22 protein-coding genes are annotated in these 22,729 nt (G+C 71.1%); 9 read left to right on the plus strand and 13 right to left on the minus strand.

Features of this window, described 5'->3' with window-relative positions; genetic code table 11:
• Positions 1-18: 18 nt before the first annotated feature.
• Positions 19-1,386: a helix-turn-helix domain-containing protein gene (locus ACFSZT_RS03260; RefSeq protein ID WP_377395238.1), complete on the minus strand. Its 1,368-nt coding sequence runs from the start codon at positions 1,384-1,386 to the stop codon at positions 19-21.
• Between the two features lie 297 nt (positions 1,387-1,683).
• Here ACFSZT_RS03260 and ACFSZT_RS03265 point away from each other — a divergent pair, with 297 nt between their 5' ends.
• From ACFSZT_RS03265 to ACFSZT_RS03275, 3 genes are all read left to right on the plus strand, one after another.
• Positions 1,684-2,070 (plus strand): hypothetical protein, encoded by a 387-nt coding sequence (locus ACFSZT_RS03265; protein WP_377395241.1) that lies wholly within the window; start codon positions 1,684-1,686, stop codon positions 2,068-2,070.
• Between the two features lie 7 nt (positions 2,071-2,077).
• Positions 2,078-2,521 (plus strand): hypothetical protein, encoded by a 444-nt coding sequence (locus ACFSZT_RS03270; protein ID WP_377395244.1) that lies wholly within the window; start codon positions 2,078-2,080, stop codon positions 2,519-2,521.
• 376 nt (positions 2,522-2,897) lie between these two features.
• A complete protein-coding gene (locus ACFSZT_RS03275) occupies positions 2,898-3,524 on the plus strand; it encodes a TetR/AcrR family transcriptional regulator (RefSeq protein WP_377395247.1) in 627 nt (208 codons plus the stop codon).
• 52 nt (positions 3,525-3,576) lie between these two features.
• Here ACFSZT_RS03275 and ACFSZT_RS03280 read toward each other — a convergent pair whose 3' ends face one another.
• Complete coding sequence (locus ACFSZT_RS03280) at positions 3,577-4,764, minus strand: alanine racemase (protein WP_377395249.1); 1,188 nt, start codon at positions 4,762-4,764, stop codon at positions 3,577-3,579.
• A 143-nt stretch (positions 4,765-4,907) separates the two neighbouring features.
• On the opposite strand from ACFSZT_RS03280, the gene ACFSZT_RS03285 reads away from it, so the two are divergent.
• Positions 4,908-6,221: a D-arabinono-1,4-lactone oxidase gene (locus ACFSZT_RS03285; RefSeq protein ID WP_377395252.1), complete on the plus strand. Its 1,314-nt coding sequence runs from the start codon at positions 4,908-4,910 to the stop codon at positions 6,219-6,221.
• On the opposite strand, the gene ACFSZT_RS03290 is transcribed toward ACFSZT_RS03285, so the two are convergent.
• The 3 genes from ACFSZT_RS03290 to ACFSZT_RS03300 all read right to left on the minus strand — a co-directional run bounded on the left by ACFSZT_RS03290 (position 6,208) and on the right by ACFSZT_RS03300 (position 9,623).
• Entirely contained in the window at positions 6,208-6,861 is a 654-nt protein-coding gene (locus ACFSZT_RS03290; protein WP_377395255.1) for an NAD(P)H-binding protein, read from the minus strand. The two genes, ACFSZT_RS03285 and ACFSZT_RS03290, sit on opposite strands and share 14 nt — an antisense overlap.
• A 50-nt stretch (positions 6,862-6,911) precedes the next feature.
• Entirely contained in the window at positions 6,912-7,553 is a 642-nt protein-coding gene (locus ACFSZT_RS03295) for a hypothetical protein (protein ID WP_377395258.1), read from the minus strand.
• Between the two features lie 261 nt (positions 7,554-7,814).
• Complete coding sequence (locus tag ACFSZT_RS03300; RefSeq protein WP_377395261.1) at positions 7,815-9,623, minus strand: serine/threonine-protein kinase; 1,809 nt, start codon at positions 9,621-9,623, stop codon at positions 7,815-7,817.
• Positions 9,624-9,710: 87 nt separating this feature from the next.
• Here ACFSZT_RS03300 and ACFSZT_RS03305 point away from each other — a divergent pair, with 87 nt between their 5' ends.
• From ACFSZT_RS03305 to ACFSZT_RS03320, 4 genes are read left to right on the plus strand one after another with little or no spacing between them, the layout of a single operon-like run.
• Positions 9,711-9,872 carry a hypothetical protein gene (locus ACFSZT_RS03305; RefSeq protein ID WP_377395264.1) on the plus strand — a complete coding sequence of 54 codons (162 nt, stop codon included), beginning with the start codon at positions 9,711-9,713 and terminating at the stop codon, positions 9,870-9,872.
• Positions 9,869-10,732: an HpcH/HpaI aldolase/citrate lyase family protein gene (locus ACFSZT_RS03310; RefSeq protein ID WP_377395267.1), complete on the plus strand. Its 864-nt coding sequence runs from the start codon at positions 9,869-9,871 to the stop codon at positions 10,730-10,732. The genes ACFSZT_RS03305 and ACFSZT_RS03310 overlap by 4 nt, the downstream gene beginning before the upstream one ends.
• A 48-nt stretch (positions 10,733-10,780) precedes the next feature.
• Positions 10,781-12,004, plus strand: a complete 1,224-nt coding sequence (locus ACFSZT_RS03315) for an MFS transporter (RefSeq protein ID WP_377395270.1) — start codon at positions 10,781-10,783, stop codon at positions 12,002-12,004.
• A 28-nt stretch (positions 12,005-12,032) separates the two neighbouring features.
• Complete coding sequence (locus ACFSZT_RS03320; RefSeq protein WP_377395273.1) at positions 12,033-13,043, plus strand: LLM class flavin-dependent oxidoreductase; 1,011 nt, start codon at positions 12,033-12,035, stop codon at positions 13,041-13,043.
• Between the two features lie 13 nt (positions 13,044-13,056).
• Here ACFSZT_RS03320 and ACFSZT_RS03325 read toward each other — a convergent pair whose 3' ends face one another.
• The 6 genes from ACFSZT_RS03325 to ACFSZT_RS03350 form a co-directional block, all read right to left on the minus strand.
• Complete coding sequence (locus tag ACFSZT_RS03325) at positions 13,057-14,439, minus strand: amidase (RefSeq protein WP_377395276.1); 1,383 nt, start codon at positions 14,437-14,439, stop codon at positions 13,057-13,059.
• Positions 14,440-14,533: 94 nt separating this feature from the next.
• Complete coding sequence (locus ACFSZT_RS03330; RefSeq protein ID WP_377395279.1) at positions 14,534-15,325, minus strand: ABC transporter ATP-binding protein; 792 nt, start codon at positions 15,323-15,325, stop codon at positions 14,534-14,536.
• Between the two features lie 32 nt (positions 15,326-15,357).
• Entirely contained in the window at positions 15,358-16,128 is a 771-nt protein-coding gene (locus ACFSZT_RS03335; RefSeq protein ID WP_377395282.1) for an ABC transporter ATP-binding protein, read from the minus strand.
• Positions 16,125-16,940: an ABC transporter permease gene (locus ACFSZT_RS03340; protein WP_377395286.1), complete on the minus strand. Its 816-nt coding sequence runs from the start codon at positions 16,938-16,940 to the stop codon at positions 16,125-16,127. The genes ACFSZT_RS03335 and ACFSZT_RS03340 overlap by 4 nt, the downstream gene beginning before the upstream one ends.
• Positions 16,940-17,884, minus strand: coding sequence for an ABC transporter permease (locus tag ACFSZT_RS03345; RefSeq protein WP_377395289.1), 945 nt, complete (start codon positions 17,882-17,884; stop codon positions 16,940-16,942). The genes ACFSZT_RS03340 and ACFSZT_RS03345 overlap by 1 nt, the downstream gene beginning before the upstream one ends.
• Positions 17,884-19,368, minus strand: coding sequence for an ABC transporter substrate-binding protein (locus tag ACFSZT_RS03350; protein ID WP_377395291.1), 1,485 nt, complete (start codon positions 19,366-19,368; stop codon positions 17,884-17,886). The genes ACFSZT_RS03345 and ACFSZT_RS03350 overlap by 1 nt, the downstream gene beginning before the upstream one ends.
• A 90-nt stretch (positions 19,369-19,458) precedes the next feature.
• Here ACFSZT_RS03350 and ACFSZT_RS03355 point away from each other — a divergent pair, with 90 nt between their 5' ends.
• A complete protein-coding gene (locus ACFSZT_RS03355) occupies positions 19,459-20,208 on the plus strand; it encodes a FadR/GntR family transcriptional regulator (RefSeq protein WP_377396294.1) in 750 nt (249 codons plus the stop codon).
• 50 nt (positions 20,209-20,258) lie between these two features.
• On the opposite strand, the gene ACFSZT_RS03360 is transcribed toward ACFSZT_RS03355, so the two are convergent.
• Both ACFSZT_RS03360 and ACFSZT_RS03365 read right to left on the minus strand, forming a co-directional pair.
• Positions 20,259-21,464 (minus strand): thioester domain-containing protein, encoded by a 1,206-nt coding sequence (locus tag ACFSZT_RS03360; RefSeq protein WP_377395295.1) that lies wholly within the window; start codon positions 21,462-21,464, stop codon positions 20,259-20,261.
• A 129-nt stretch (positions 21,465-21,593) separates the two neighbouring features.
• Positions 21,594-22,646 (minus strand): trans-sulfuration enzyme family protein, encoded by a 1,053-nt coding sequence (locus ACFSZT_RS03365; RefSeq protein WP_377395298.1) that lies wholly within the window; start codon positions 22,644-22,646, stop codon positions 21,594-21,596.
• Positions 22,647-22,729: the final 83 nt, after the last annotated feature.

The raw sequence follows: 22,729 nt of genomic DNA on the forward strand, positions 1-22,729 counted from the left end.
TCGACGCGGTGTCCGGTGCTACCCGAAGAACGTTGTCATCCTTTCGACCAGCTCCCGGGCGTCGGCGTTGTTGCTCCGCCGCATCGCCTCTTCCTTCAGCGGCCGCATGCGCTGTTCGACCCGGGCGGACTTGAGCCCCTCGGCCGCGTCGAGCGCCTTGCCACCGACCTTCACGCCGTGGTCGATGTCGCCCTCGATCAGGTGGTTGGTGGCCAGCATGCTCAGGTTGAACGTCTTGCTGCGGGCCATGTCGTCGCCGTAGGCCTCGATCGCCCTGGTCAGCGCGGGGATGGCGTACTTGGTGTGCGACGGGTCGGCCGACTGCGCCAGCGCCGTGTGCACGGTGCCCACCATCGCGTGGACATCGGTTTCGTTGAAGAACTTCACCCACGACTCGGCGTTGGCCAGGTCGGCGCGCTGGAACTCGTCGCGGGTCCGGCCGAGCAGCTTCATCGCCTGCTCCGCGTTGCCCATCATCGCGTACGCCCACGCCTCGTTGGCGCACAGCACGGCGACAGCGAGCTCCGACCCGGACTCCTGCGCGGCGATCTGCCCCAGCTGGAACAACTTGAGCGCGTCGTTCGGTGCTTCCTGGTGCAGGTAGACCCGGCCCATCCGGTACAGGATGTTGGCCACGAGCGGGTAGTTCTCACCCTGTTTGGCCAGGTTGAGCGCGTTGGCGAAGTGGCCGCGGGCCGAGTCGATCAGACCGATGTCGAACGACGTCCAGCCGGCCAGGCTGTGCAGGTCAGCCAGGGCCACGTACAGCCGCGATCTGACCCCGTCGGTGCCGCTGGCCTGCAGCATCTGCTGGCCCCACGACAGCTGTGCGACGACGGCGTCCCGGCAGAACCCGCCGCCGTACTGGTAGTCGAGCGCGCGCAGCGCTCTGGTTGCCGCCTCCACCTGGCGGACGTCGGTCATGCCGATCCGCCCCGGTGCCGGGGTCCTTGCGGGACTCGCCGCCCAGGCCTCGGTCGCCGGTCCGAATACGGCGGCACCCATGGTCACCTGTGCGGCGTGCGCGAGGAACTTCCGCCGTTTCACGGACTCGTCCTCCTCAGCCTGCTGCTCGTCGGAAGCGCCGACGACCTGAATCTCGGTGGCCTCGTCATAGGCGAGGCCCATGTATCCACGAGGGATGCCCAGGCCGGTGGAGATCCTGGCGAGCACGTCGTAGGCCATCACCTGACGACCCTTCAGGATCTCCGAGACCTCGGACTGGGACTGGCCGGTCATCGCAGCGATCTGACGCTGCGACACACCGTGTTTGCGCAGTTGGCGATAGACCTCGCTGATGTTCCGGCTCGCGAGCGCGTCCCTCATCTCCGGTCCTTCCCAGAGCTTCGGGTTGATGCGGCCCTGCTTCCCATCAGGTGTGTCCATGCGCCCCTCCACAGTCCTTTCGGGCGTCGTAAGCAGCGTAAGCACCCTTATTCAACCGTGCGAAACGCTGTTTACGCCGCCTGATCGGCCCAACCGAACTCCGGCGACCGTTTAACGGCGAACTCAGGCCGGTCGCCGCTATGCGACCCACCAAGCCTTCTATCGGCGTTCTTTTCGTCGCAATGTAGGTCTCAGATCTCCGTGGTCGGACGAACACCGACAGCAATCACGGAGAGCGACCGGAAGACCAGAGCCGGCTGGGCCTCACCGCGCAGCCGCCGGGAGAGCGGAGACGACGTGGAGTTCGTGCACTCGGCCACGGCTGGACGTGCGGCCCGTGGTGCCGCCACCGCCACGGCGCCGGCACGCCCCGGCTCGATCGGCGAGAAAGCACGTCAGCGTCTGTCGCCGGTGCCCTCGGTGGCCGGTGCACCCTCGCTGCCGGCGTCGGTTGCCGACCCGCGCGCGGCCGACGTCCGCCGCTACGAGGGTGGCCAGGTCGTGTGGCGCGTGCAGTGCGGCGACCTGATCAGCCGCGAGCGGTGCGTGACGGTGTTCGTGGACAACGGGGAAGTGGTGCTGGTCGGCCCTCCCGGCGAGACGGCGCGGCTGACGGCCACCCAGCTCGGCCAGCTCAGGGCCGCGCTGGGCGAGGCCGCCAAGCTGGCGGAAAGGACACGGTGACGTCCAGGTGGACCAGATCCTCGGGCAGGTACTCCGTAAAGCGGTGTGGGAACGCCTCGACATGCTCTCCGACCTCGCGGACCGCGCCGACGAGCCGTCGCTGGTCTCGGTGGCACGCTCCGAGCTGCCCCGGCTGACCGAAGGCTGGCGCGCCATGTTGCGGTCGCACGAGCCCGACGAGCGCGGCGACTGCCCCACCTGCTCCACCAGGTGGCATCGGTGCAAGGCGCCGTGCTCGGTGTGGCAGGTGGCACACGAACACCTGGTGGCCGGCGGCCTGGCGCCGCAGCAGCACACCCGGCGCCGGAGCCGCAAGCTCGGCGCCCAGCAGACTTCCGCGGTCCCCTCCCCGGCTGAAACCCAGCCGGTGCCGCACCAAGGTCCGGGCAGGCACTCGACGACGTCGCCGCCGATCGCCCGGCACGCCATTGCCGGATTCCCCGCCCGGTAACGGCCCCACAGACGGCGGGTTCCCCCGCCACGGCCGGCGGCCGGCTCGTCCGTACCCCCGAGCGAGACGAGTCGGCTGCCGGCCTCCAACCTGATTAATCGGGAAAACCGTGCTTCGACCCCTGGCGAAACCGGTAATCCGTAGTTAGGTTGGCCGGTGGCGCGCCGTCAATAACAACTTCACATTGCAGCTGTGGTATCCCCGCCCGCAGCTAGGCCCCGATTTCCGCGGGCCGGTGCCGTTGCACTCCCCCTCCCCCGACCGGCACCGGCCCGCGGTTCCCCCTCACTGGTGAACCGTCGCAGGTGTTCACTCGACGGTGAATCGGGTTCGCGACAGGATAAAGTCGCTGACCTGCACAGCGAGGGAGCACGACGTGTCCGAGAACCACCCTGAGCCGACGCCGCTTCGCCGCCAGCCGGTACAGCAACGCAGCGCCAAACGGGTCGAGCGGATGCTGGATGCCAGCGCAGAGCTTCTGGACGAGGTCGGCTACGACGCGCTCACCACCACCCTCATCGCCAAGCGGGCCGGCGTGGCCGTCGGGTCGCTGTACCAGTTCTTCCCCGACAAGCGGGCCGTCGTGCAGGCACTGACCCAACGCAACCTGGACCGGTTCGTGGCGGCAGTCAGCGAGCGGCTCGGCGGCGTCGACCACCAGAGCTGGTGGGATGTGGTGGACTCGCTGCTCGACATCTACCTGCAGATGCACCGCGAGGTGCCCGGCTTCTCCAAGGTGCATTTCGGTGACGTCGTGGACGTCCGGCTGCTCGACGAGCGGCGGACCAACAACGGGGTGATCACCGACGCTCTGACCAACCTCGTCGCCAAGCACGTCGACCGGCCGCGCGAGGAGCTCACACTGCCGATATCGGTGGCCGTCGAGGCGGCGGACGGGCTGCTCAACTTCGCGTTCCGCAATGATCCACAGGGCGATCCCGAGGTTGTCAGGGAGACCAAGGCCCTGATCAAAGGGTATCTGGCGAGCCGGTTCGGGGAGTGAACCCGATGGTTGTCCACAAGCCTTTGCCGCCTGTGGACAACCGCGGTGGGGCTCAGCCGAACGCCTGTCCCTCGCCGCGATACGTCGGCGCCGTGTGCTCGATGTGGCCGTCGGAGACGAGGTGGTAGGTGGCGAAGTGTTCCGCGAGCTCGCCCGCCTTGGCATGGCGGAACCACACCTTGTCGCCCAGCCGCAGCTGCCGCGCGGGCGCACCGACCACCGGCGTCTGCACCTCACCCGCACCTTCCACGCCGAGCAACATCAGCCCCGCGGGCAGGTGCGGAATCGGCAACCGCGACCGGTCGGCAGGCCCGGACGCGACGTAGCCGCCCGCGAACACGGTCGCGATGTCGCGGGCGGGCTTGCGGACCACTGGCAACGCGAACAGCGCGGCAGGCAGCGGGTCGAACCGGGAGTAGCCGGTGAACAGGCCCGGACCGAGCAATCCGGAGCCCGCGGCGACCTCGGTGACCGCGCGATCCGCCGCGGTCGTCTCGAGGCTGCCGGTACCACCGCCGTTGACGAACTCCAGGTCCGCCACGGCCCGGACCGCGGCCACGGCATCCGCCCGGCGTCCGGCGAGCTCGGCGGCCGACCGACGCTGCATCCACCGGATGAGGCGGCCCCGCACACCCGGTGCGCCATCGGGCAGGCCGGCGATCTGGCCCTCGTACGCCATCATCCCCGTCAGCCGGAAGCCAGGCCGCGCCACGATCGCCCGCGCGAGCGCACCCGCCTGGCGCGGTGTGAACACGGGCGAACGCCGCGTGCCGACGTGCACGCCCGGCAGCGGGCGCCACGACGCGTCGAGCTCCAGCGCCACCCGCAGCTCGGGATGGTGCCGGCCGAGTGCGGCATCGACGACGTCGAGGTGCTCGGTGGAGTCGACCATGATCGTGATGGCCGCGCGCGCGGCGTCGTCGGCGGCGAGCCTGCGCAGGGCAGCGTGGTCGACGCTGGGATAGGCCACGACCAGCTCGTCGCTCACGCCCTGGCCGAACAGCCACAGCGCCTCGGACAGCGAGTAGCACAGCAGACCCGCGAAGCCGGGCCGCGCGAGTACCCGGTCCAGCAGCGCACGGCAACGAACCGACTTGCTCGCCACGCGAATGGGCTTGCCGGCCGCGCGGCGCACGAGGTCGTCGGCGTTGGCGTCGAACGCCTGCAGGTCGACGATCGCCAACGGAGCGTCGAGGCCCTTGGTCGCGAGGTCGTACGCCGTGGCGTTCCCGGAGGTCACACCCGTTACGGTACGGCAGAAACGCTTGAAACGCGAATGTCATTCACCTTATTGTGGCGAGATAGACCGCCCGGCGACGCGGTCCCCCGACCTCAGCCGACGCCGCAGCGCAGGACCGATAAGCGACACCGAGGAGACCGCTCGTGACCACGTGGACCAACTGGGCGGGCACCGCAACCGCACGTCCGCTGCGCGTCCACCGGCCGCGCAGCACCTCCGAGATCGCCGGCATCGTGCGGGACGCCGCCGCTCACGGACGACGCGTCCGCGCTCGTGGCAGCGGGCACTCGTTCACCGCCATCGCCGTCACCGACTCGATCTCCCTCGACCTCTCGCACTGGGCCGGCATCGTGTCGGCCGACCCCGGCACCGGACTGGTGACCGTGCGCTCGGGCACGACGCTGCGTCAGCTGAACGCCGCACTCGACGGACTCGGCCTCGCGATGACGAACCTCGGCGACATCGACGCCCAGACCGTCGCGGGTGCGATCTCCACCGGCACCCACGGCACGGGTGCGCGCTTCGGCGGCCTGGCAACGCAGGTCGAGGCGCTGGAGATGGTGCTCGCGGACGGATCCATCGTCACGTGCTCGGCGGCCACCCGGCCGGACCTCTTCGCGGCGGCGCGCGTCGGCCTCGGCGCGCTCGGGATCATCACCACAGTTACCCTGCGCTGCGAACCGTCCTTTGTGCTCTCCGCGCACGAAGGCCCTGAACCGCTGGAGCAGGTGCTCGACGCCTTCGACGACTACGCCGCGGGCAACGACCACTTCGAGTTCTACTGGTTTCCCTACGGCCGCAACGCCCTGGTCAAGCGCAACAACCGGCAACCCCGTGGCACGCAAGCGAAACCGCTGTCGACGGCACGCCGGTTCGTCGACTACACGCTGATGGAGAACGCCGCCTTCGGCGCGCTCTGCCGCGCGGGCCGCGCGATGCCACCTCTGGTACCCACGCTCGGCAAGGTGTCGTCGGCGGCACTGTCGACTCGCGCCTACAGCGACAGCTCGCACCGGGTGTTCGCGACGCGCCGGTCGGTCCGATTCGTCGAGTCGGAATGGGCGGTGCCCCGCGAGTCGGTGACGGACGTGCTGAAGGAACTCCGCGCACTGGTGCCGACACTGCGCGATCCCGTCGCCTTCCCCGCCGAGGTGCGGGTGGCCGCGGCCGACGACATCTGGCTCTCCACCGCGTACGGGCGCGACACGGCCTACGTCGCGATCCACCAATACGTCGGCATGCCGTATCGCGAGTACTTCCGGGCATTCGCCTCGATCGCGGGGTCGGTGGGCGGACGACCGCACTGGGGCAAGCTGCACGACCTCGACGCCGCCACTCTCCGGGAGCGGTACCCGCGCTTCGCCGACTTCCTGCGCGTACGGTCCGAAGTGGACCCGGGCGGCGTGTTCACCAACGGCTACATCGACCGGGTCCTCGGAACGATCACAAGCGACTGACGGCTTCGTCGATCGGCGTGTTGCCGGAGACCAGCTCGAGGGTCTTGCCCGCCGTCACGTCGTCGGCGAGCAGCTGCACGATCACGGCGGCCACGTCGGCGCGCGGGACGTCCGCGCGCGGTACCGACTCTGCGAGGTGGACCAGTCCGGTGCCGGGGTCGTCGGTCAGCCGGCCCGGCCGCAGGATGGTCCAGTCCAGGTCCCGTTTGCGGAGATCCTCCTCCGCGGCGGCCTTCGCCCGCAGGTAGGCCGCGAACACCTCGCCGACGGCCTGCTCGTCGATCGGCCCACCGGCGCCCATGGAGCTGATCTGCACGAACCGGCGCACGCCTGCCCGCTCGGCGGCATCGGCGAAGAGCACGGCCGCCGCCCGGTCCACGGTTTCCTTGCGTGCCACACCGCTGCCCGGTCCCGCGCCCGCGGCGAACACGGCCGCATCCGCTCCCGACAGCACCGCGGTGACCTCGTCCACGGTGGCGTTCTCGAGATCGAGCACGGCCGGCTCGGCACTCACGTCCCGTAGATCAGTGGCCTGATCCGCGTTGCGGATGATGCCGACGCTCTCGTCGCCGTTCGCGGCGAGCTGTTCCTCCAGCCGCAACGCGATCTTTCCGTGCCCACCGGCAATCACAACTCGCATGCTTCGAGAGTACGGCCGGACGCGCGGCGTCGCCGCCCGGGACCGGCGGCTCAGCGTGCTCCGGCCGGCGTCTCCTGCGCGAGCAGCTGCTCGTAGACGACCTCGTTGACCCACCGCGACACCGCGTCGTCGCCGAGCAGAAGACGCTCATGGTGGCCCTCGACGTCCAGCTCCACGTTCGCGTGCTCGTCGGCGGCCACGACCGCGATGCCGTAGGCGCGCGTGCGCGGCAAGCCGTTGTCGACGTAGTCGTGGCTCAGGGTCGCCGAACGCGGCAGCACCACCGCGGCGTCGCCGTAGCGCGCGAACGGCACCGTCGCGGCAAGGCCGGTCCGCCAGTGGCGGGCGACGGCGAGCACCCCGACGACCTCGGCCGCGGCGGCCGGTGCCGTCTCGGCCAGCTCCGGCCACGTCCACGTCGACACCTGCGCGCGGTCGGTGACCGGTTCGAGGCCCAGCGCGATCCGCTCGGCGTGCACCTCCGGCCGCAGCCTGGCCACCACGTACACCCGTCGGCCGAGCAACGTCAGCTGCGGGAGCAGCACGCCGTTCCAGCCGAGCCGGGTGACCGCGCCGACGGCCAGGTCGTCGGCGTCAGCCGGCAATTCGATCGGCGCGACGAGGCGACTGGGAATCGACCGGGTCCCGTTCGAGCCGCCCGTCACCGCGGTCTGCCCAGGTGTAACCGCCACGAATCCGCCTCCCTTTGCTGCTTCCTGCGTGCGGGCGCCACCCGCGGAGGCGCCTCGACCAAGGTTGCAGCGGAACGGGGCCGGAGTCTGCGGCCGGGAAGGGTAGCTGCGATCGGCGGCGCCCAGCGGTCGGTGATCGGTCGGTAGGCGGTTGATCAACTTCGGCCCGGCGGTGCCGCCGGACGGGTGATGCGTGGCTAACCGGCGGTTTCGCCGATGTCACCGGGCCGCCGGGCCGGTCACCGGGCCACCGGATCACGACTACCGGGTCGGCCTCGGCCCACCGATGACAGCGCGAGCCGCCTGGTCCGTCATCAGGTCCGCGACCTCCGCATACGGCACCGTGACGTCCTGGTACCCGCACACGTTCGCGTAACCGAACGCGGGCGCGAAGATCGTGAACCGCACACCGTCGGGCAGGTAGCCGACCTGCACCGCAGGGTTCTCGCCGAACGTGTGCGGCTCGGCGAGGTGTTCTGGCCGCATCGGTGCCTGCGTGCCGAGGACGGCGTCCGGACAGTAGTACCCGCCCGGCACGCGGGCCAGGATGCGCCGCTCCAGTTCGGCGGCGGCAACCGGATCGCGGGCCGCGTCGGCGAACGCGTGCGCGGCGTCGAGCGGCTCACCGGTGGTGAGGTCGATCGAGACGATCCTGACGTTGTAGCCGGCGCGGTTTCCCGCCTGCACGGACTGGATCGCCCGCTCGTAGGCCACCGAGATGACATTGGCGTCCTGGTGCAGGATTTCGGCGTCCACCCACGTCGCGGGCAACTCACCGTTCGGCTCGGGGCCGGACACGATCTGCCTGGTGAACTCCACCCACTCGTCGACGGGCGCCATGAGCATCGCGTTGACCCGGTCCTGCACGCCGCGGTCGGTGTGTCCGCTGATCCGCGCGTAGCGGGCGTCCAGCCGGAAGGTGCCGAACGACTCGGTGCGGGTCTCGACCGAGGACGACAACGCCACCTGCTCGATCGACGGCCGTTCGTCGTGCGGAGAACCGCCGCCCTCGGCGATGTCGGCTCGATTGCCGAGCACCACCGCGGTGGTCACCGAGCCGACCACGACGGCGGCGCCGATCGCGCCCGCGATCACCTTCGAGCCGACCACCGCCCACACGCCCTTGCCCACGGCCGCGGCCGTGCTTGCCGTGCTTGCCGTGCCCACGGTTCCACCTGTTGTCACACCGGCGGCGGCCAGCACCGCGATCGGCGACGCGGCGAACAACACCGCCGCCCGCGCCGCGAGCCTGTCCCGGCCCCGCTGCTCCCAGTCCGGGCCGTAGCCCCGGCGCGCCGCGGCCTCCAGCTCGGTGACGAACGCACTCGCCGTCTCGGGTCGTTGCGCCGGATGCTTCGCCATGCCGCGGGCGATCAGCGCGCGCACGGTGTCCGGCGCCGCCGCCAGCGGCGCGGGCGCGTACTGGTGCTGGGCGCGCAGCTCGTCGGTGGTCCGGCCCGCGAACGGCCTGCGCCCGGTGACGCACTGGAAGAACACACAGGTGGCCGCGTAGACGTCCGTGGCTTCGGTGGCGGGCTGTCCCGCCCACTGCTCGGGCGCCATGTACGCGGGCGTTCCGGCCGGTGCGCCCACCTGGCCGGCCAGCACGGCCAGACCGAAGTCGACGAGCTTGCTCTCCCGGCCCGGACCCACGAGCACGTTGTCCGGTTTGTAGTCGCGGTGCACGATTCCGGCGACGTGCGCAGCGGCGAGACCCAGCAGGGATCCCTTCAGCACGGCCAGCGCGGCCTCCGGCTCGAGCATCCCGTCCGCGGCCAGCACCGACCTCAGGCTCACGCCGGGCACGGCCTCCATGACGATCGCCGCACCCGAGGGCGTCTCCACGAAGTCGTACAGCCGCGCGACATACGGGCTGACCACGCGGTGCAGCACGGCCGCCTCCCGGCGGAACTCGGTGAGGCGTACCGGATCCGCGAGGTGCCGCTCGAACAGGTATTTGATCGCGACCGGCACTCCGGTCGAGTCGGTGCGCGCGAGCACGACGCGGCCGAACCCGCCTTCGCCGAGGACCTTCAACTCCGCGTAGCCGGGCAGTGACCAGTTGTTCACGTCGGTGAGAGGTGATGTGTACCGCAGCGGTTCCCGGTATCGCGGGATAGGGTCTGCCGGTATCGGCCGCCGGCGCTGGAGGAGAAGATGCGTTCCCCGAAGGACTTCTTCGCGCCCCTCGCCGTGGGGGCTCCGGAACCGGTCCGGCGGATCCCGGCCCTGCCGTCGCGGACGGTCCACTTCTCCGACCCGGCAGCAGGACCACTCCGCAACGCCTGCGACGCAGCTAAGAAGGAGGCACTCGCGTGAGACCGCGCCGTTCCGTTCTCTACATGCCGGGCGCGAACGAGCGCGCGCTCGAGAAGGCGAAAACGCTGCCCGCCGACGCGCTGATCCTCGACCTGGAGGACGCCGTCGCGCCGGATGCCAAGGAAGCCGCGCGGGACCGTGTGTGCGCCGCGGCGGCATCCGGCGAGTACGGCTCGCGCGAGGTGACCATCCGCGTCAATGGACTGGACACCGAGTGGCACGACGCCGACCTGCGGGCCGCGGCACAAGCCGGCCCGGCCGCCGTTGTGGTGCCGAAGGTGAATTCCGCCCGCGACGTGCACAACATCGAGCGCGCGCTGGAGCTCGGCGGTGCGCCGGAGCACACGAAGATCTGGGCGATGGTCGAGACACCGGTCGCGATGCTGCACGCGGAGGAGATCGCGGCGGCCAGCGAGCGGCTCACCGTACTCGTGATGGGCACCAACGACCTCGCCAAGGAGCTGCACGCTGAGTTCGTGCCCGGCCGCGGCCCGCTGCTCGGCGGGCTGTCGATGTGCCTGCTGGCCGCGCGCGCGACCGGCAAGGTGATCCTGGACGGCGTCTACAACGACGTGAAGGACACCGAGGGCTTCGAGGCGGAATGCCTGCAGGGCAGGCAGTACGGCTTCGACGGCAAGACGCTGATCCACCCGAGCCAGATCGAGCCGTGCAACCGCGTCTTCGCGCCGTCGGAGGAGGAGATCGCGCACGCGCGCAAGGTCATCGACGCCTTCGACCAGGCTCGCCGGGAAGGCCGCGGCGTGGTCACCGTGGACGGACGGATGATCGAGAACCTCCATGTCGACAACGCCAAGCGCGTGCTCGGGCTGGCGGAGGCCATCGGCAAGCAGGCGGGCTGAGCGAATTCCGTTGCCCCGCCGGAACGGCGCTGATTAGCGTCGGCGAGCGTGGGGGTGCGCAGCGGCGACCGGCCGCGACTCGGCGGCGGGTTCGCCCGGCTCTGGACGGCGTCGTTGTTCACCAACGTCGCCGACGGTCTCGCGCTCGCGGCCGCGCCCCTGCTGGTCGCCTCGCTCACCGACGACCCGGTGCTCGTCGGCGGCGCGGTGTTCGCACAGCAGCTGCCGTGGTTGCTGTTCTCGCTCATCAGCGGCGTTTACGTGGATCGGCTCGACCGGCGGCGCCTGCTCGTGGTGGTGAACCTGCTGCGCGGGCTCGTCGTCGGCGGCCTGACGGTGTCGATCTTCTCGGGCGTCGTGCCGGTCGGCCTCGTCTATGTGGCGTTCTTCCTGCTGGGTACGGCGGAAACGCTCGCCGACAACGCCGCGAGCGCCGTGCTGCCGAGCCTGGTCGATGCCGAGGCGCTGCCCGCCGCGAACGCCCGGCTGACCGTTGTCCACCTCGGAGTGGACCAGTTCGTGGGTCCGCCGCTCGGCGCGGCCCTGTTCGCGGTGGGTGCCGGGCTTCCGTTCGGCGTCAACGCGGCGGCGTTCGCCCTGGCTGCCGTGGTGCTCGGGACGTTGCCACGGACGCTGCCCGCTGCTGCCCAACGGCGTCCGCTGTGGACGGAGGTCCGGGAAGGCCTGCACTGGATGTGGGTACACCGGGTGCTGCGGACGCTGGCGGTGACGCTGGGCCTGATGAACGTGACGCTGCTGGCGGCGTTCGCGGTGCTGGTGCTGTACGCGCGGGAGCGGCTGGGCCTGGCCGACGTCGGCTACGGGCTGCTACTGGCGGCGATGGCCGCGGGCGGACTGCTCGGCGCGGCGGCGGTGGGTCCGTTGCGGGCCCGGTTCACCGATTCGGTGTTGCTGCGCACTGGCCTGGTGGTGGAGACGGCGACGCATGTGGCGCTCGCCACGGTGACGGTGCCGTGGCTCGCGGCGGCGACGCTCGTGGTGTTCGGGCTGCATAGTTCGATATGGGGCATCGTCTCGACCACCTGGCGCCAGCGGGTGGTGCCGGAGCCGTTGCGTGGCCGCGTCAACAGCGTTCACCTGCTGTTCAGTGCGGGTGGCGCGGCGCTGGGCAGCCTGGTGGGCGGACCGCTGGCCGCGACGTTCGGCATCACGGCGCCGTTCTGGTGCTCGGCGGTGGCGATGGCGGTGCTGACGCTGCGGGCATGGCGTTCGTTCGGCCGCCGGTTGGTGGAGCGCCCCGGCGTGGCATGACGGGCGCGGTCGCGGCGTTGCACCTGACGTGAGCACGTCACCGCTGAGGGTCCCGTTGTCGGTCCTGGACCGCTCCAGCACGCGGGTCGGCCAGGAGCCTGCCGCCGCCGTGCGCGACACCGTGCGATTCGCCCGCCAGGCGGAGGCGCTGGGCTACCACCGGTTCTGGGTGTCGGAGCACCACAGCGTGCCCGGGGTCGCCGGGTCCGCGCCGACCGTGCTGGCCGCCGCCATCGCGGCGCGGACGTCGCGCATCCGGGTCGGCACGGGCGGGGTGATGCTGCCCAACCACCAGCCGATCGTGGTCGCCGAGCAGTTCGGCACGCTCGAATCGCTGTATCCCGGCCGGATCGACATGGGGCTGGGCCGGTCGGTGGGGTTCACCGGCGGCGTCCGCGCGGCGCTGGGCCGGGGCAAGGAGGACGCCACCCGGTTCGGCGACCAGGTGCGCGAACTGCTCGGCTACTTCACCGGCGAGCAGGACGCGCATCCCGGTGTGCACGGCATTCCGGCCGAGGGGTTACGTGTGCCCGCGTTCGTGCTGGCGACGTCCTCCGGCGCCGACCTGGCCGCCGAGCTGGGACTCGCGCTCGTCATCGCCCCACTCGGCGGGATCGGCAAGGTCGCCGAGCGCATCGCGCGCTACCGCGAACGGTTCCGGCCGTCCACGTGGTGGCCGCGGCCGTACGTGGTGGTGTCCAGTGCGGTCGCCGTCGCCGACACGCGCGAACGCGCCCGCGACCTGCTGTTGCCGGAGGCGTGGTCGCTGGTCCACTCGCGCACGCAGGGCGTGTTCCCGCCGCTGCGCGCCGTCGAGGACATCCCGCGGCCGGCCGGTCGCGAACAGCAGTACCTCGAGGAGGCACTGCGCGGGCAGATCCACGGCACCGCCGACGACGTCGCGGGTCAGCTCGCCGCGCTCGTGGACCGAACGGGCGCCGACGAGCTGCTGATCACCATGAGCACCTACGACCGCGCCGAGATGCTCGACTCCTACACCCGGCTCGCCGAACTCGCGCGACCCGACGTACTGCGCTGACGCCTCACAGGGCTCACAAGGGCCAGGCGCGCTGCGGGGGCCGCAGCCGCTCGAACGTCGCCGCAGCCCGCAGCACGCCGACATCGTCGAAACGCCTGCCCGCGATCTGCAAGCCGATCGGCATGCCGTCGCCGGTGTAGCCGCAGTTGAGCGACACCGCGGGCTGTCCCGACATGTTGTACGGCACGGTGAACGCGATGTGCTCGAACGGGCGGGCGGGGTCATTGGTCGGCGAGGCGTGGTCGAACGGCGGCGCCGGCACCGGGCACGTCGGCGACAGCACGATGTCGTAGGGCTCGGTGGCCCGCAACGCCGCCACGGTCATGGCGTCGATCTGGGCGAACCCGCGATAGACGTCCCTGCCGGACAGGCCTTCGGCGCCCGCGCCCCACTCGGCGATGTAGGGCAGGATCCGCTCCCGGCGCTCCGGCGGCAGACCCTCGGTGTCGACCAGGAACCGCGTGCGCCAGAAGCGATCGAGGCCGTCGAGCATCTCGCGCGTGAGGAACGGCTCGACCGGCTCCACGGTCGCACCGGCCGACTCGAACAGGCGCGCCGCCTCGGCGACGGCGTCCCGGATCGCGGGGTCCACGGGCAGCCCGATGCCCGGATCGAGCTGCAGGCCGATCCGCAGCGTCGCCGAGTCGGCCTCGGCCGCCGTCCAGTCGAGCTCGGCGGGCGGCAGGCACAGGTGGTCGCGGGAGTCGGGCCGGGACAGCACCGCCATGAACAACGCCGCGTCGGCGACCGTCCGCGTCATCGGCCCCACGGCCCGGCCGAGGTACGGCGGATGCACCGGTACCCGCCCGAAGCTCGGCTTGAACCCGACGATGCCGCACCAGCCCGCGGGCAATCGGATGGAGCCGCCGATGTCAGTGCCCACGTGCAGCGGCCCGTACCCCGCCGCCGCGGCGGCCGCCGCCCCCGCACTCGACCCGCCCGGGGTGCGGGCGAGGTCCCACGGATTGCGCGTGGCGGTGTGGAAGCTCGACAGCCCCGAGGTGAGCATCCCGTAGTCCGGCATGGTGGTCTTGCCCAGCAGCACCCCGCCGCACTCGCGCACCCGCGCCGCCGCCGGGGCGTCCTCGGCGGCCGGGACGAGTTCCGTGGCGGCCGTGCCGAGCGGTGTCGGCGTGCCACGTGTGGCGATGTTTTCCTTGAGCGTCAAGGGAATCCCGTCGATGGCGCCGAGCGGTGCGCCCGCTCGCCAGCGGCGCTCCGACTCCCTTGCGGCCGCGCGGGCAGCGTCCGGGTCGGGCGCGTAGAGCGCGGCGACCGTGCCTTCGAGCGCGTCGATCCGCGCCAGCACTGCATCGGTGACCTCGACCGGGGACACCGCACCGGCACGGTACTCGGCGATCAGCTCGGTCGCGGAGAGCGACGTCAGTTCGGCCATCGAAACCTCCTCACCAACCCGGCAGGCGACTGCCGGCGACGACGGCCCACCCACCGTCCACGTGGAACAGAGCCACGTCGCTGTCCGCCATGCCTCACGCCTCGTCGAGTTCGGACAACGCGGCACGCAGACTCGGCGCCGCCGCGATCAGCTCACGCGTGTACGGATGCCGCGGATCGTCGTAGACGTCGTCCACGGGCCCCTGCTCGACGATCTCACCGTGCCGCATCACCGCGACGGTGTCACACACGTGCCGGACGACCCCGAGGTCGTGCGAGACGAACACCAGCGTCAGCGCGTACTTCTCGGCGAGTTCGGCGATGAGGTCGAGCACCTGCTTGCGGACGAGCACGTCGAGCGCGCTCACCGCCTCGTCGGCGATCAGCACCTCCGGCCGCGGCGCGAGCGCACGGGCGATCGAGATGCGCTGCCGCTGCCCGCCGGAGAACTGGTGCGGGTACTTGCGGGCGGCGTCGGCGGGCAGGCCGACGGCCTCCAGCAGCTCGGCCACCCGGTCGTACCGCTGCGCATCACGGCCGAGGGGCTCACTGATGATGTCCCGCACCCGCATCCGCGGATCGAGCGAGCCCATCGGGTCCTGGAACACGATCTGCAGCCGCGAGCGCAGGAAACCGAGCCTGCGTTCCGGCAGGTTGTCGACGCGCGTGCCGTCGAAGGAGATCGTGCCCGCGGTGGGCCGGTCGAGCATCGCCAGCAGCCGGACCAAAGTGGACTTTCCGGAGCCGGACTCCCCCACGATGCCGAACCGCCGGCCGCGCTCGATGTCGAACGACACCCCGCGCAGCGCACGCACCTCCGGCCGCGGGCCGAACAGCGAGGTCCTCGGCCGCCGGTACGTCCGATGCAGATCCCGGACGGAAAGCACGGCGCTGTCGTTGCAAGCTCCGCAAGTATCGTTCATCGCGCCTCCAGCGACGACGCGGCGAGGAGGTCGGCCGTGTACTCGTGCCGCGGGTCGGCGAGCACCTGCCGGGTCGGGCCCTCCTCGACGATCCGGCCGTCGTTCATCACCAGCACCCGCTCGCACACCGACGCCACCACCGCCAGATCGTGCGTGATGAACAACAGCGAGCTACCACGATCGCGCACCCCGGCGAGGATGAGCTCCAGAACCTGCGCCTGCACGGTCACATCCAGCGCCGTGGTCGGCTCGTCGCAGATCAGCAGCGCCGGGTCGTTGGCGAGCGCGGTCGCCAGCAGCACGCGTTGCCGTTGCCCGCCGGAGAGCTGGTGCGGATAGGCACGGGCGATCCGCTCGGGGTCCGGCAACCGCACGCGGTCGAGCAGGTCGAGAGCGGCGGCGTGGGCGTCGCGGCGGTTCCGGCCGTGCAGCACCATCACCTCGGCGACCTGCTTGCCCACGCGCATCGCGGGGTTCAGCGCCGTCATCGGCTCCTGGAACACCATCGCGAGGTCCTTGCCGCGCAGCCGCGCCAGCTCGCGTTCCGGTGTCCCCAGCAGTTCCCGGCCCGCCAGCGACACCGACCCGGACGCCTTGAGCTGCTCCGGCAACAGGCCCATCACCGCCGACGCGGTGAGCGACTTGCCCGATCCCGACGCACCGATCAGCCCGACGCGTTCGCCCGCCTCGACGTCGAACGACACCCCATCCACGAGCACCGCGTCGCCGGCGGTCACGCGCAGGTTCTGTACGGACAGGACGGTCATCGGCGGACCTCCAGACGCGGGTCGAACCGGTCGCGCAGGCCGTCGCCGAGGAGGTTGAAGCCCAGCACCGCGATCGCGATGGCCGCTCCCGGCACGAGAGCCAGCCGCGCGTCCACGGCGAGCAGTTCCTGCGACTCCTGCAGCATCCGGCCCCACGACGGCGTCGGCGGGGCGGTGCCGAAGCCGAGGAACGACAACGCCGCCTCCGCCAGCACCGCGATCGCGAACGACACCGACGCCTGCACCACCACCATGCCGGAGATGTTCGGCAGCACGTGCCGCAACGCGATCCAGCCCGACGACCGGCCGCCCGCCCGCGCGGCCAGCACGTATTCGCGGCTGAGCACCTGCAACGTGCCCGCCCGGGCGATGCGCGCGAACGACGGCACGGTGGCGATCCCGATCGCGATCATCGCGGTGAGCGTGCTCGCGCCGTACACCGCGCCGAGCATGATGGCCAGCAGCAGCGCCGGAAACGCGAGCACGAGGTCGTTGACACGCATCGTGAGTTCGCCCAGCCACCGGGGTCCCATGCCGGCGAAGATGCCCAGCGGTGTCCCGACCACGGCCGCCAGCCCGACCGCGACCACGCCGACGTAGAGCGTGGTACGCGCGCCCACCATGAGTTGACTGGCCACGTCCCGGCCCAGCTTGTCGGTGCCGAGCACATGGTCGGCGGTGGGTCCGAGCAGGCGCACGCTCGCGTCCACGAGCAGCGGGTCGTGCGGGGTCCACACGAACGACACGAGCGCCGTGACGACCACGAGGCCGACGAGCACCGCTCCGATCACGAGGTTGGCGTTGCGGCCCATCACGACCTCCGCAGCCGGGGATCGAGCACCGTGTACAGCACGTCGACGACGAAGTTGACGAGCAGCACGCCGACCACGAGGACGAGCACGATCCCCTGCACGGTCAGCAGGTCACGCGCGGCCACGGCGTCGAGCAGCATGCTGCCGAGGCCCGGGAGCACGAACACCCGCTCGATCACCACGGCGCCGACGAGCAGCGTGGCCAGTTGCAGGCCGAGCACCGTCACCACGGGAACGGCGGCGTTGCGCAGGCCGTGCCGCAGCAGTGCCGGGTACGGCCGCAGGCCCTTGGCGCGGGCGGTGCGCAGGTAGTCCTCCCGCTGGACGTCGAGCACGGCCGACCGCACGTACCGCGTGACCACCGCGCCCTGTACCAGGCCGAGCGACAGCGCGGGCAGGATCAGGCCGCGCAACCACTCCACGGGATCCCGCACCGGTGGTGTCCACCCGCCGGAGGGCAGCCAGCCGAGCCGGACGGCGAAGATCTGCACGAGGATGATCCCGGCCAGGAACGCGGGCACCGCCACGCCCACCTGCGAGGCCGCCGACACCGCCGCGCCGCTGGGTTTCCGGTGCCGCACGGCCGCGATCGTGCCGAGCGGGACCGCGATCACCAACGCGACGAGCATGCCCGCGCCCACCAGCCACAGGGTCACGCCGAGCCGGTCGAGCAACTGTGGCCCGATGGCCTCCCTGGTCACGTACGAGACGCCGAAGTCACCGGTGACGATGCCGCCGATCCAGTCGAGGTACTGCGTCACGAGTGGACGGTCGAGGCCGAACTCCTGCCGCGTCCGTTCGACGAGTTCGGGCGTGGCGTTGACGCCGAGGGCCACCTGCGCCGGATCCCCGGGCAGCACGGCCATGAACGCGAAGACGACGATCGAGGCCACGAAGACGCTCGCGAGCAGGATCGCCAGCCGGCGGACGAGTGCGACGGCCATCAGCGCAGCCCCGTGAGGTCGAAGGACTCACTGACCTGGTTGCGCACGAGACCCCGGACCTCTTTCTTCGCCACGACGATGTTCGGGAACAGGAAGAGCCAGTTGGCGGCCGCGTCCTCGGCGAGCGTCCGGGCGACCTCGCGCATGTCGGCGACGTACTGCTCCGGCGCCGTCGTGTCGGCGCGGCCCAGCAGGGTTTGCACGCGTGCGCTGTCGTAGCCCCAGTAGTAGTCCGGGTCGCCGAACGTCGTGATGTCCCTGGGCTCGACGTGCTGTACGAGCGAGAGGTCGTAGTCGTGATCGGTGAACACCTGCTGCAGCCACACGGCCGGGAAGTCCAACGGCTCGATGGTGACGTCCACACCGATCTTCGCCAGGTCCGAGGCCACGACCTGCGCCGCCGACACCGCGTACGGCAGGTTGGCGATCCGCAGCCGGAGCCGCAGCGTCTCGTGGCCTGCCTCGTCGAGCAGCCTGCGCGCCCGGTCCGGGTCGTACGGGTACATCGTGGACAAGTCCTCGTACCACGGGTCGGTGGGGGGCACCATGCTGCCGATCAGCATTCCGCGCCCGCCCCACGCGGCCTTGAGCAGCGCCTCGCGGTTGACGGCGAGCGTGAGCGCCCGGCGCACGCGGACGTCGTCGAGCGGCTTGCGCCTGTTGTTGTAGGCCAGCACGACCTCGCCGTTGGTGGTGCCCTGGATGACGTTGAACCGGGTGTCGGCCTCGAACTGCGGTACCGAGTCGGGCGCGGTGACGCCGGAGATGACGTCGATTCCGTTGCTCAGCAAGGCGTTGTTGAGGGCGGTGGCGTCGCTGTAGTACTTGAGGACCACGGTCCGGTAGGCGGGCCGTGGCCGCCGGTACTCCGGGTTCGCGGAGAGCACGATGGAGTCGCCACGGCGGCGGCTGGTGACCTCGTACGGTCCGGTGCCGACGGGTTTCGTGGCGAGGTCGGCGACCCCGCTGGGGTCGAACATCGCCCCCACCCGCGTGCTCATGGCGAACAGCCAGGAGTTACTGGGTTCGGTGAGCACCACCCGCGCGTGGTGCGGGGCCACCACGTCGACGCGTTCGACGACGTCCATCGCGGACTTCAGCGAGATGGTCCACTCCGTCTTGACCCGCTCGATGGAGAACTTGACGTCCTCGGCCGTGAACGGGCTGCCGTTGCTGAACCGCACGCCCTGCCGGAGCCGGAAGTCGTAGACCCTCCGGTCGTCGCTGATCGTCCACGATTCGGCGAGCAGCGGCACGATCTCGCCGCGTTCGTCGACCTTCACCAGCGTCTCGTAGACGTTGTAGAGCAAGGCCTGGGGAATGGCGGCGCCGTCGGTGGTGGTGAAGTCGAAGTTCTGCGGCTCGGCGGTGAAGCCGACCGCGAGCGTGGACTCGTCCCCGCCGACCGTCGCGGTGGATCCGGCCGAGCACGCGGATACCAGCAGCAGCATCGCGAGCGCCGCCGTGAACCATCGTGCCCTCATACGATTCTCCGGTATGCTGGTCGGACCAGTAGCCTAGGCTGGCACCCGGAGTCGCGGCGGTCAAGAGGTTCCCCGGTGAATACAGAGCCAGTGAAGTTCGAACCGGTGACCACGGTCCGGGCGTACGAACGAGTCGTCGAACAGATCGAGCACGCCGTGCTCACCGGTAGACTCGCACCCGGCACGCGGCTGCCGAGCGAACGCGAGCTGATGGCCCAGTTCGAGGTCAGCCGCTCCACCGTGCGGGAGGCGCTGCGCGTGCTGCAGGCGGCCGGGGTGGTCCGCTCGCGCGCCGGCGATCCGCGCGGCCCGGAAGTGCTGCCGCCCTCGCCCACCACGCTGCGCAAGTCGATCCGCAGGCTCGCCCAGTCCGCCCACATCGGACTCGCCGAGCTGCTCCAGTTCCGGATGCTGCTGGAGAGTTCCGCCTACCGGCTCGCGGCGCACCTGCGCACCGAGGACCAGCTCGCGCAGATGGAGCTGGCGCTGCGGCGGATGCGCGACCACCTCGACACGGACACCACCGACGACGGCGCGTTCAGCCAGGCCGATGTGGAGTTCCACGACGCCGTGGCGCAGGCGACGCAGAATCCGCTCGTCGTCGCGTGCGGCGAGGTGGTGCGCGGGGTCGCGATGGAGCTCATCGAGAACAAGCTGGCGCACGCCGACGACCGGCGCGACCTCCGCGAGAAGATCGTCGCCCACCACGCCGAGATGCTCGACGCCGTGCGCGAGGGCGCGAGCGAACGAGCCGGCACGCTGGCCTGCCAGGCGCTGTACGACTACTACGCCGAGTACATCCCCGAATCGCAACGGGCACTCCTGGCACCACTGCTGTGAGCGCGACCGGGGTGCCGCGATGCCGTCGGCCACGGCACCCCGATGGCGGGTCAGGAATGCTGCCGCCGCTGCAGCAGCAGGATCACCGCACCGGCGGCGACCAGCACGACACCGATCGCGAGAGGTGTGAGGGCCGAGAAGCCGGTCTGGGCGAGGTCGTCCGACTCCGCCTGCGGCGACGGCGTCGCCGAACTGGTCGGCGGTGCCGCGACCGCACCAGTCTCGGTGCTGGTCGGCGGCGCCTCGGTGGGCGTCGTCTCCGGCGGCGGAGTCGTCTCCGGCGGAGCGGCCGTCCAGGTGGCCCAGGCGCCGGCGGACAACGTGGTCTTGTCCGACGACGCCACGATCAGCGACTGCGCCGGCCTGCTCTGGTAGTTCTCGCTGACGAACAGCCTGCCGGTGTCCACATGCGCCTTCGCGTCCAGAGTGAACGAGCCCTCGCCGTCGGCCGCGTCGGCGGGGACGTCGACGTAGACCTCGCTGCCGTCCGCGAGGTCGGCGGCCTCGACCGGGTCGCCGTCCGCGTCGGTCAGCGCGACACCCTCGGGCAGCTCGCTGGTGAGGCCGGTGATCTCGCCGGTCGTCGACACCGTGAACGGGCCGAGCCGCTCGCCCGCGGCCCCCGTGAGTTCGCCGGGGCTGACGTCCAGGGCGGGCGCGGGCTGATCGCCGATGCCGACGTTGTCCTCGCCGGTCAGGTAGTCGTAGAGGCCCAGCACGTCGTCGGCCGCCTCGGGCGCGTGCGGCACGGGGTTGTCGCGGTTGATGTCCTTGCCGTCACTGAAGTGCCAGACGGCGGCCTGCGTGGCCGTGATGGCCTCGCGTTCGCTGAGCCCGTCCCGCACCTCGATGCCGGACTCGGCGAGCGTCTGCTCGAGCGACTCGATGTCCACCGCGGGATAGCCGTGGTGGAGCACCCAGTTGATCTTGTCGCGGTGGTCGTGGAACGGCGAGCCGGGATTCGGGAAGCCGTCCCACGGCTGCTCGCTCAGCCCGCGCGCCGGGTCGATGCGGACGTCGATCTCGACGCAGTAGGCGCGCAGCGAGTTGCCGCCGTCGAGGTCGAGCGTGAACAGCGTCGTCGACATCTCGCCATAGCCCTGGCCGAGGTCGACGCGGTAGCCGGACGTGCCCGCGCCGGTGTCGATGCGGGCGGTGGCCTCGTCGGCGGCCGCCGGCAGGGCACCGGTCAGCAACACGGCCGAGGCGCCGAGAACAGCCGCGCCCACGCGGACGCGGCCAGGTGTGGTGTGCATGAATCTCCTAACCCCACAGCGGAGGTGCACTTCCCCAGTTCGAGTGAAGATCACTCGTTCGATGGGCGCGGAGCATACACAGGGCAACAAGCCCAGTCTCAGAAAACTCGAAAGTGGTACATACCAGCGTCAGGTGGTGACGGAATCCAGTGCCTGCGACAGATCGAGCCACAGGTCCTCGGGGTCTTCCAGGCCGACGCTGAGGCGCAGCAACCCGGCGGGCACGTGCGCGTCGCCGGGCAGGGCGGCGCGGCGCTCGATGGTCGTCTCGACGCCGCCCAGGCTGGTGGCGTGGTGGATGAGCTCGAGCCGTGCGCAGGCGCGGTCGGCCGATTCGGCGTCGGCGAGGTCGAACGCCACCATCGCTCCGGATCCGGGATAGCGCACGCGTGTGACCGCGGCGTGGGTGGCGAGCCGTTCGACGAGCAGGGCCGCGGACCGGGACGCCTCGGCGAACCGCACACCGAGGGTGCGCAGCCCGCGCAGCGCGAGCCACGCCTCGAGGGCGCCCGGTGTCGCGCCGCCGCGGGTGCGCGCGTCGCGCAGCCGTCCGGCGAGGTCCTCGTTCGCGGCGACGGTGATGCCGAGGAGGAGGTCGCTGTGCCCGCCGATGAACTTCGTCGCACTGTGCACGACGATGTCGGCACCCATCGCCAGCGGCTGCTGACCGAGCGGGGTGGCGAACGTGTTGTCCACGACGATCAGCGGCCTGCGCGTGCTGCCGGCGGCGTCGGCGACGGCGGGGATGTCCATCACGTCGAGGGTGGGGTTGGTCGGTGACTCCAGCCACAGCAGGTCGGCCTCGCCTGCCGCCGAGACCCACGCGGCGGTGTCGGCGGGTTCGATGCGGCGGACGGTGAGCCTGCCCATGCGCTCGGCGTGCTCGAACGCACCACGCGTGCCCGTGTAGCTGTAGGTGGGGACGGCGACGGAGGAACCGGCCGGCAGCAGGTCGAGCACAGCGGACACCGTGGCGATCCCGGAGGCGAACGCCGTGGCGGATCCTCCTTCGAGGGAGCCGATGGCCTCCTCGAGCGCCGCCCAGGTCGGTGTGCCTGCCTCGCGCGAGTAGTCCAGGCCGAGTGCGCTGGCCGGGACGATGGGTACGTTGGCGGGCTGTCCCTGCCCGTGGGGCCGTCCGGCGACAACAGCCCGAGTGCGGGCCGACCAAGAACCGTTCACGCCAAGAGGCTAGCCACGACCCCGCAAGCCCGACGCGAACAAGTAACGCCCGCCACGCAGTGACGGTGCCGAACCACCAGCTG

The organism is Prauserella oleivorans (assembly GCF_042685745.1).
Lineage (GTDB): Bacteria > Actinomycetota > Actinomycetes > Mycobacteriales > Pseudonocardiaceae > Prauserella_A > Prauserella_A oleivorans.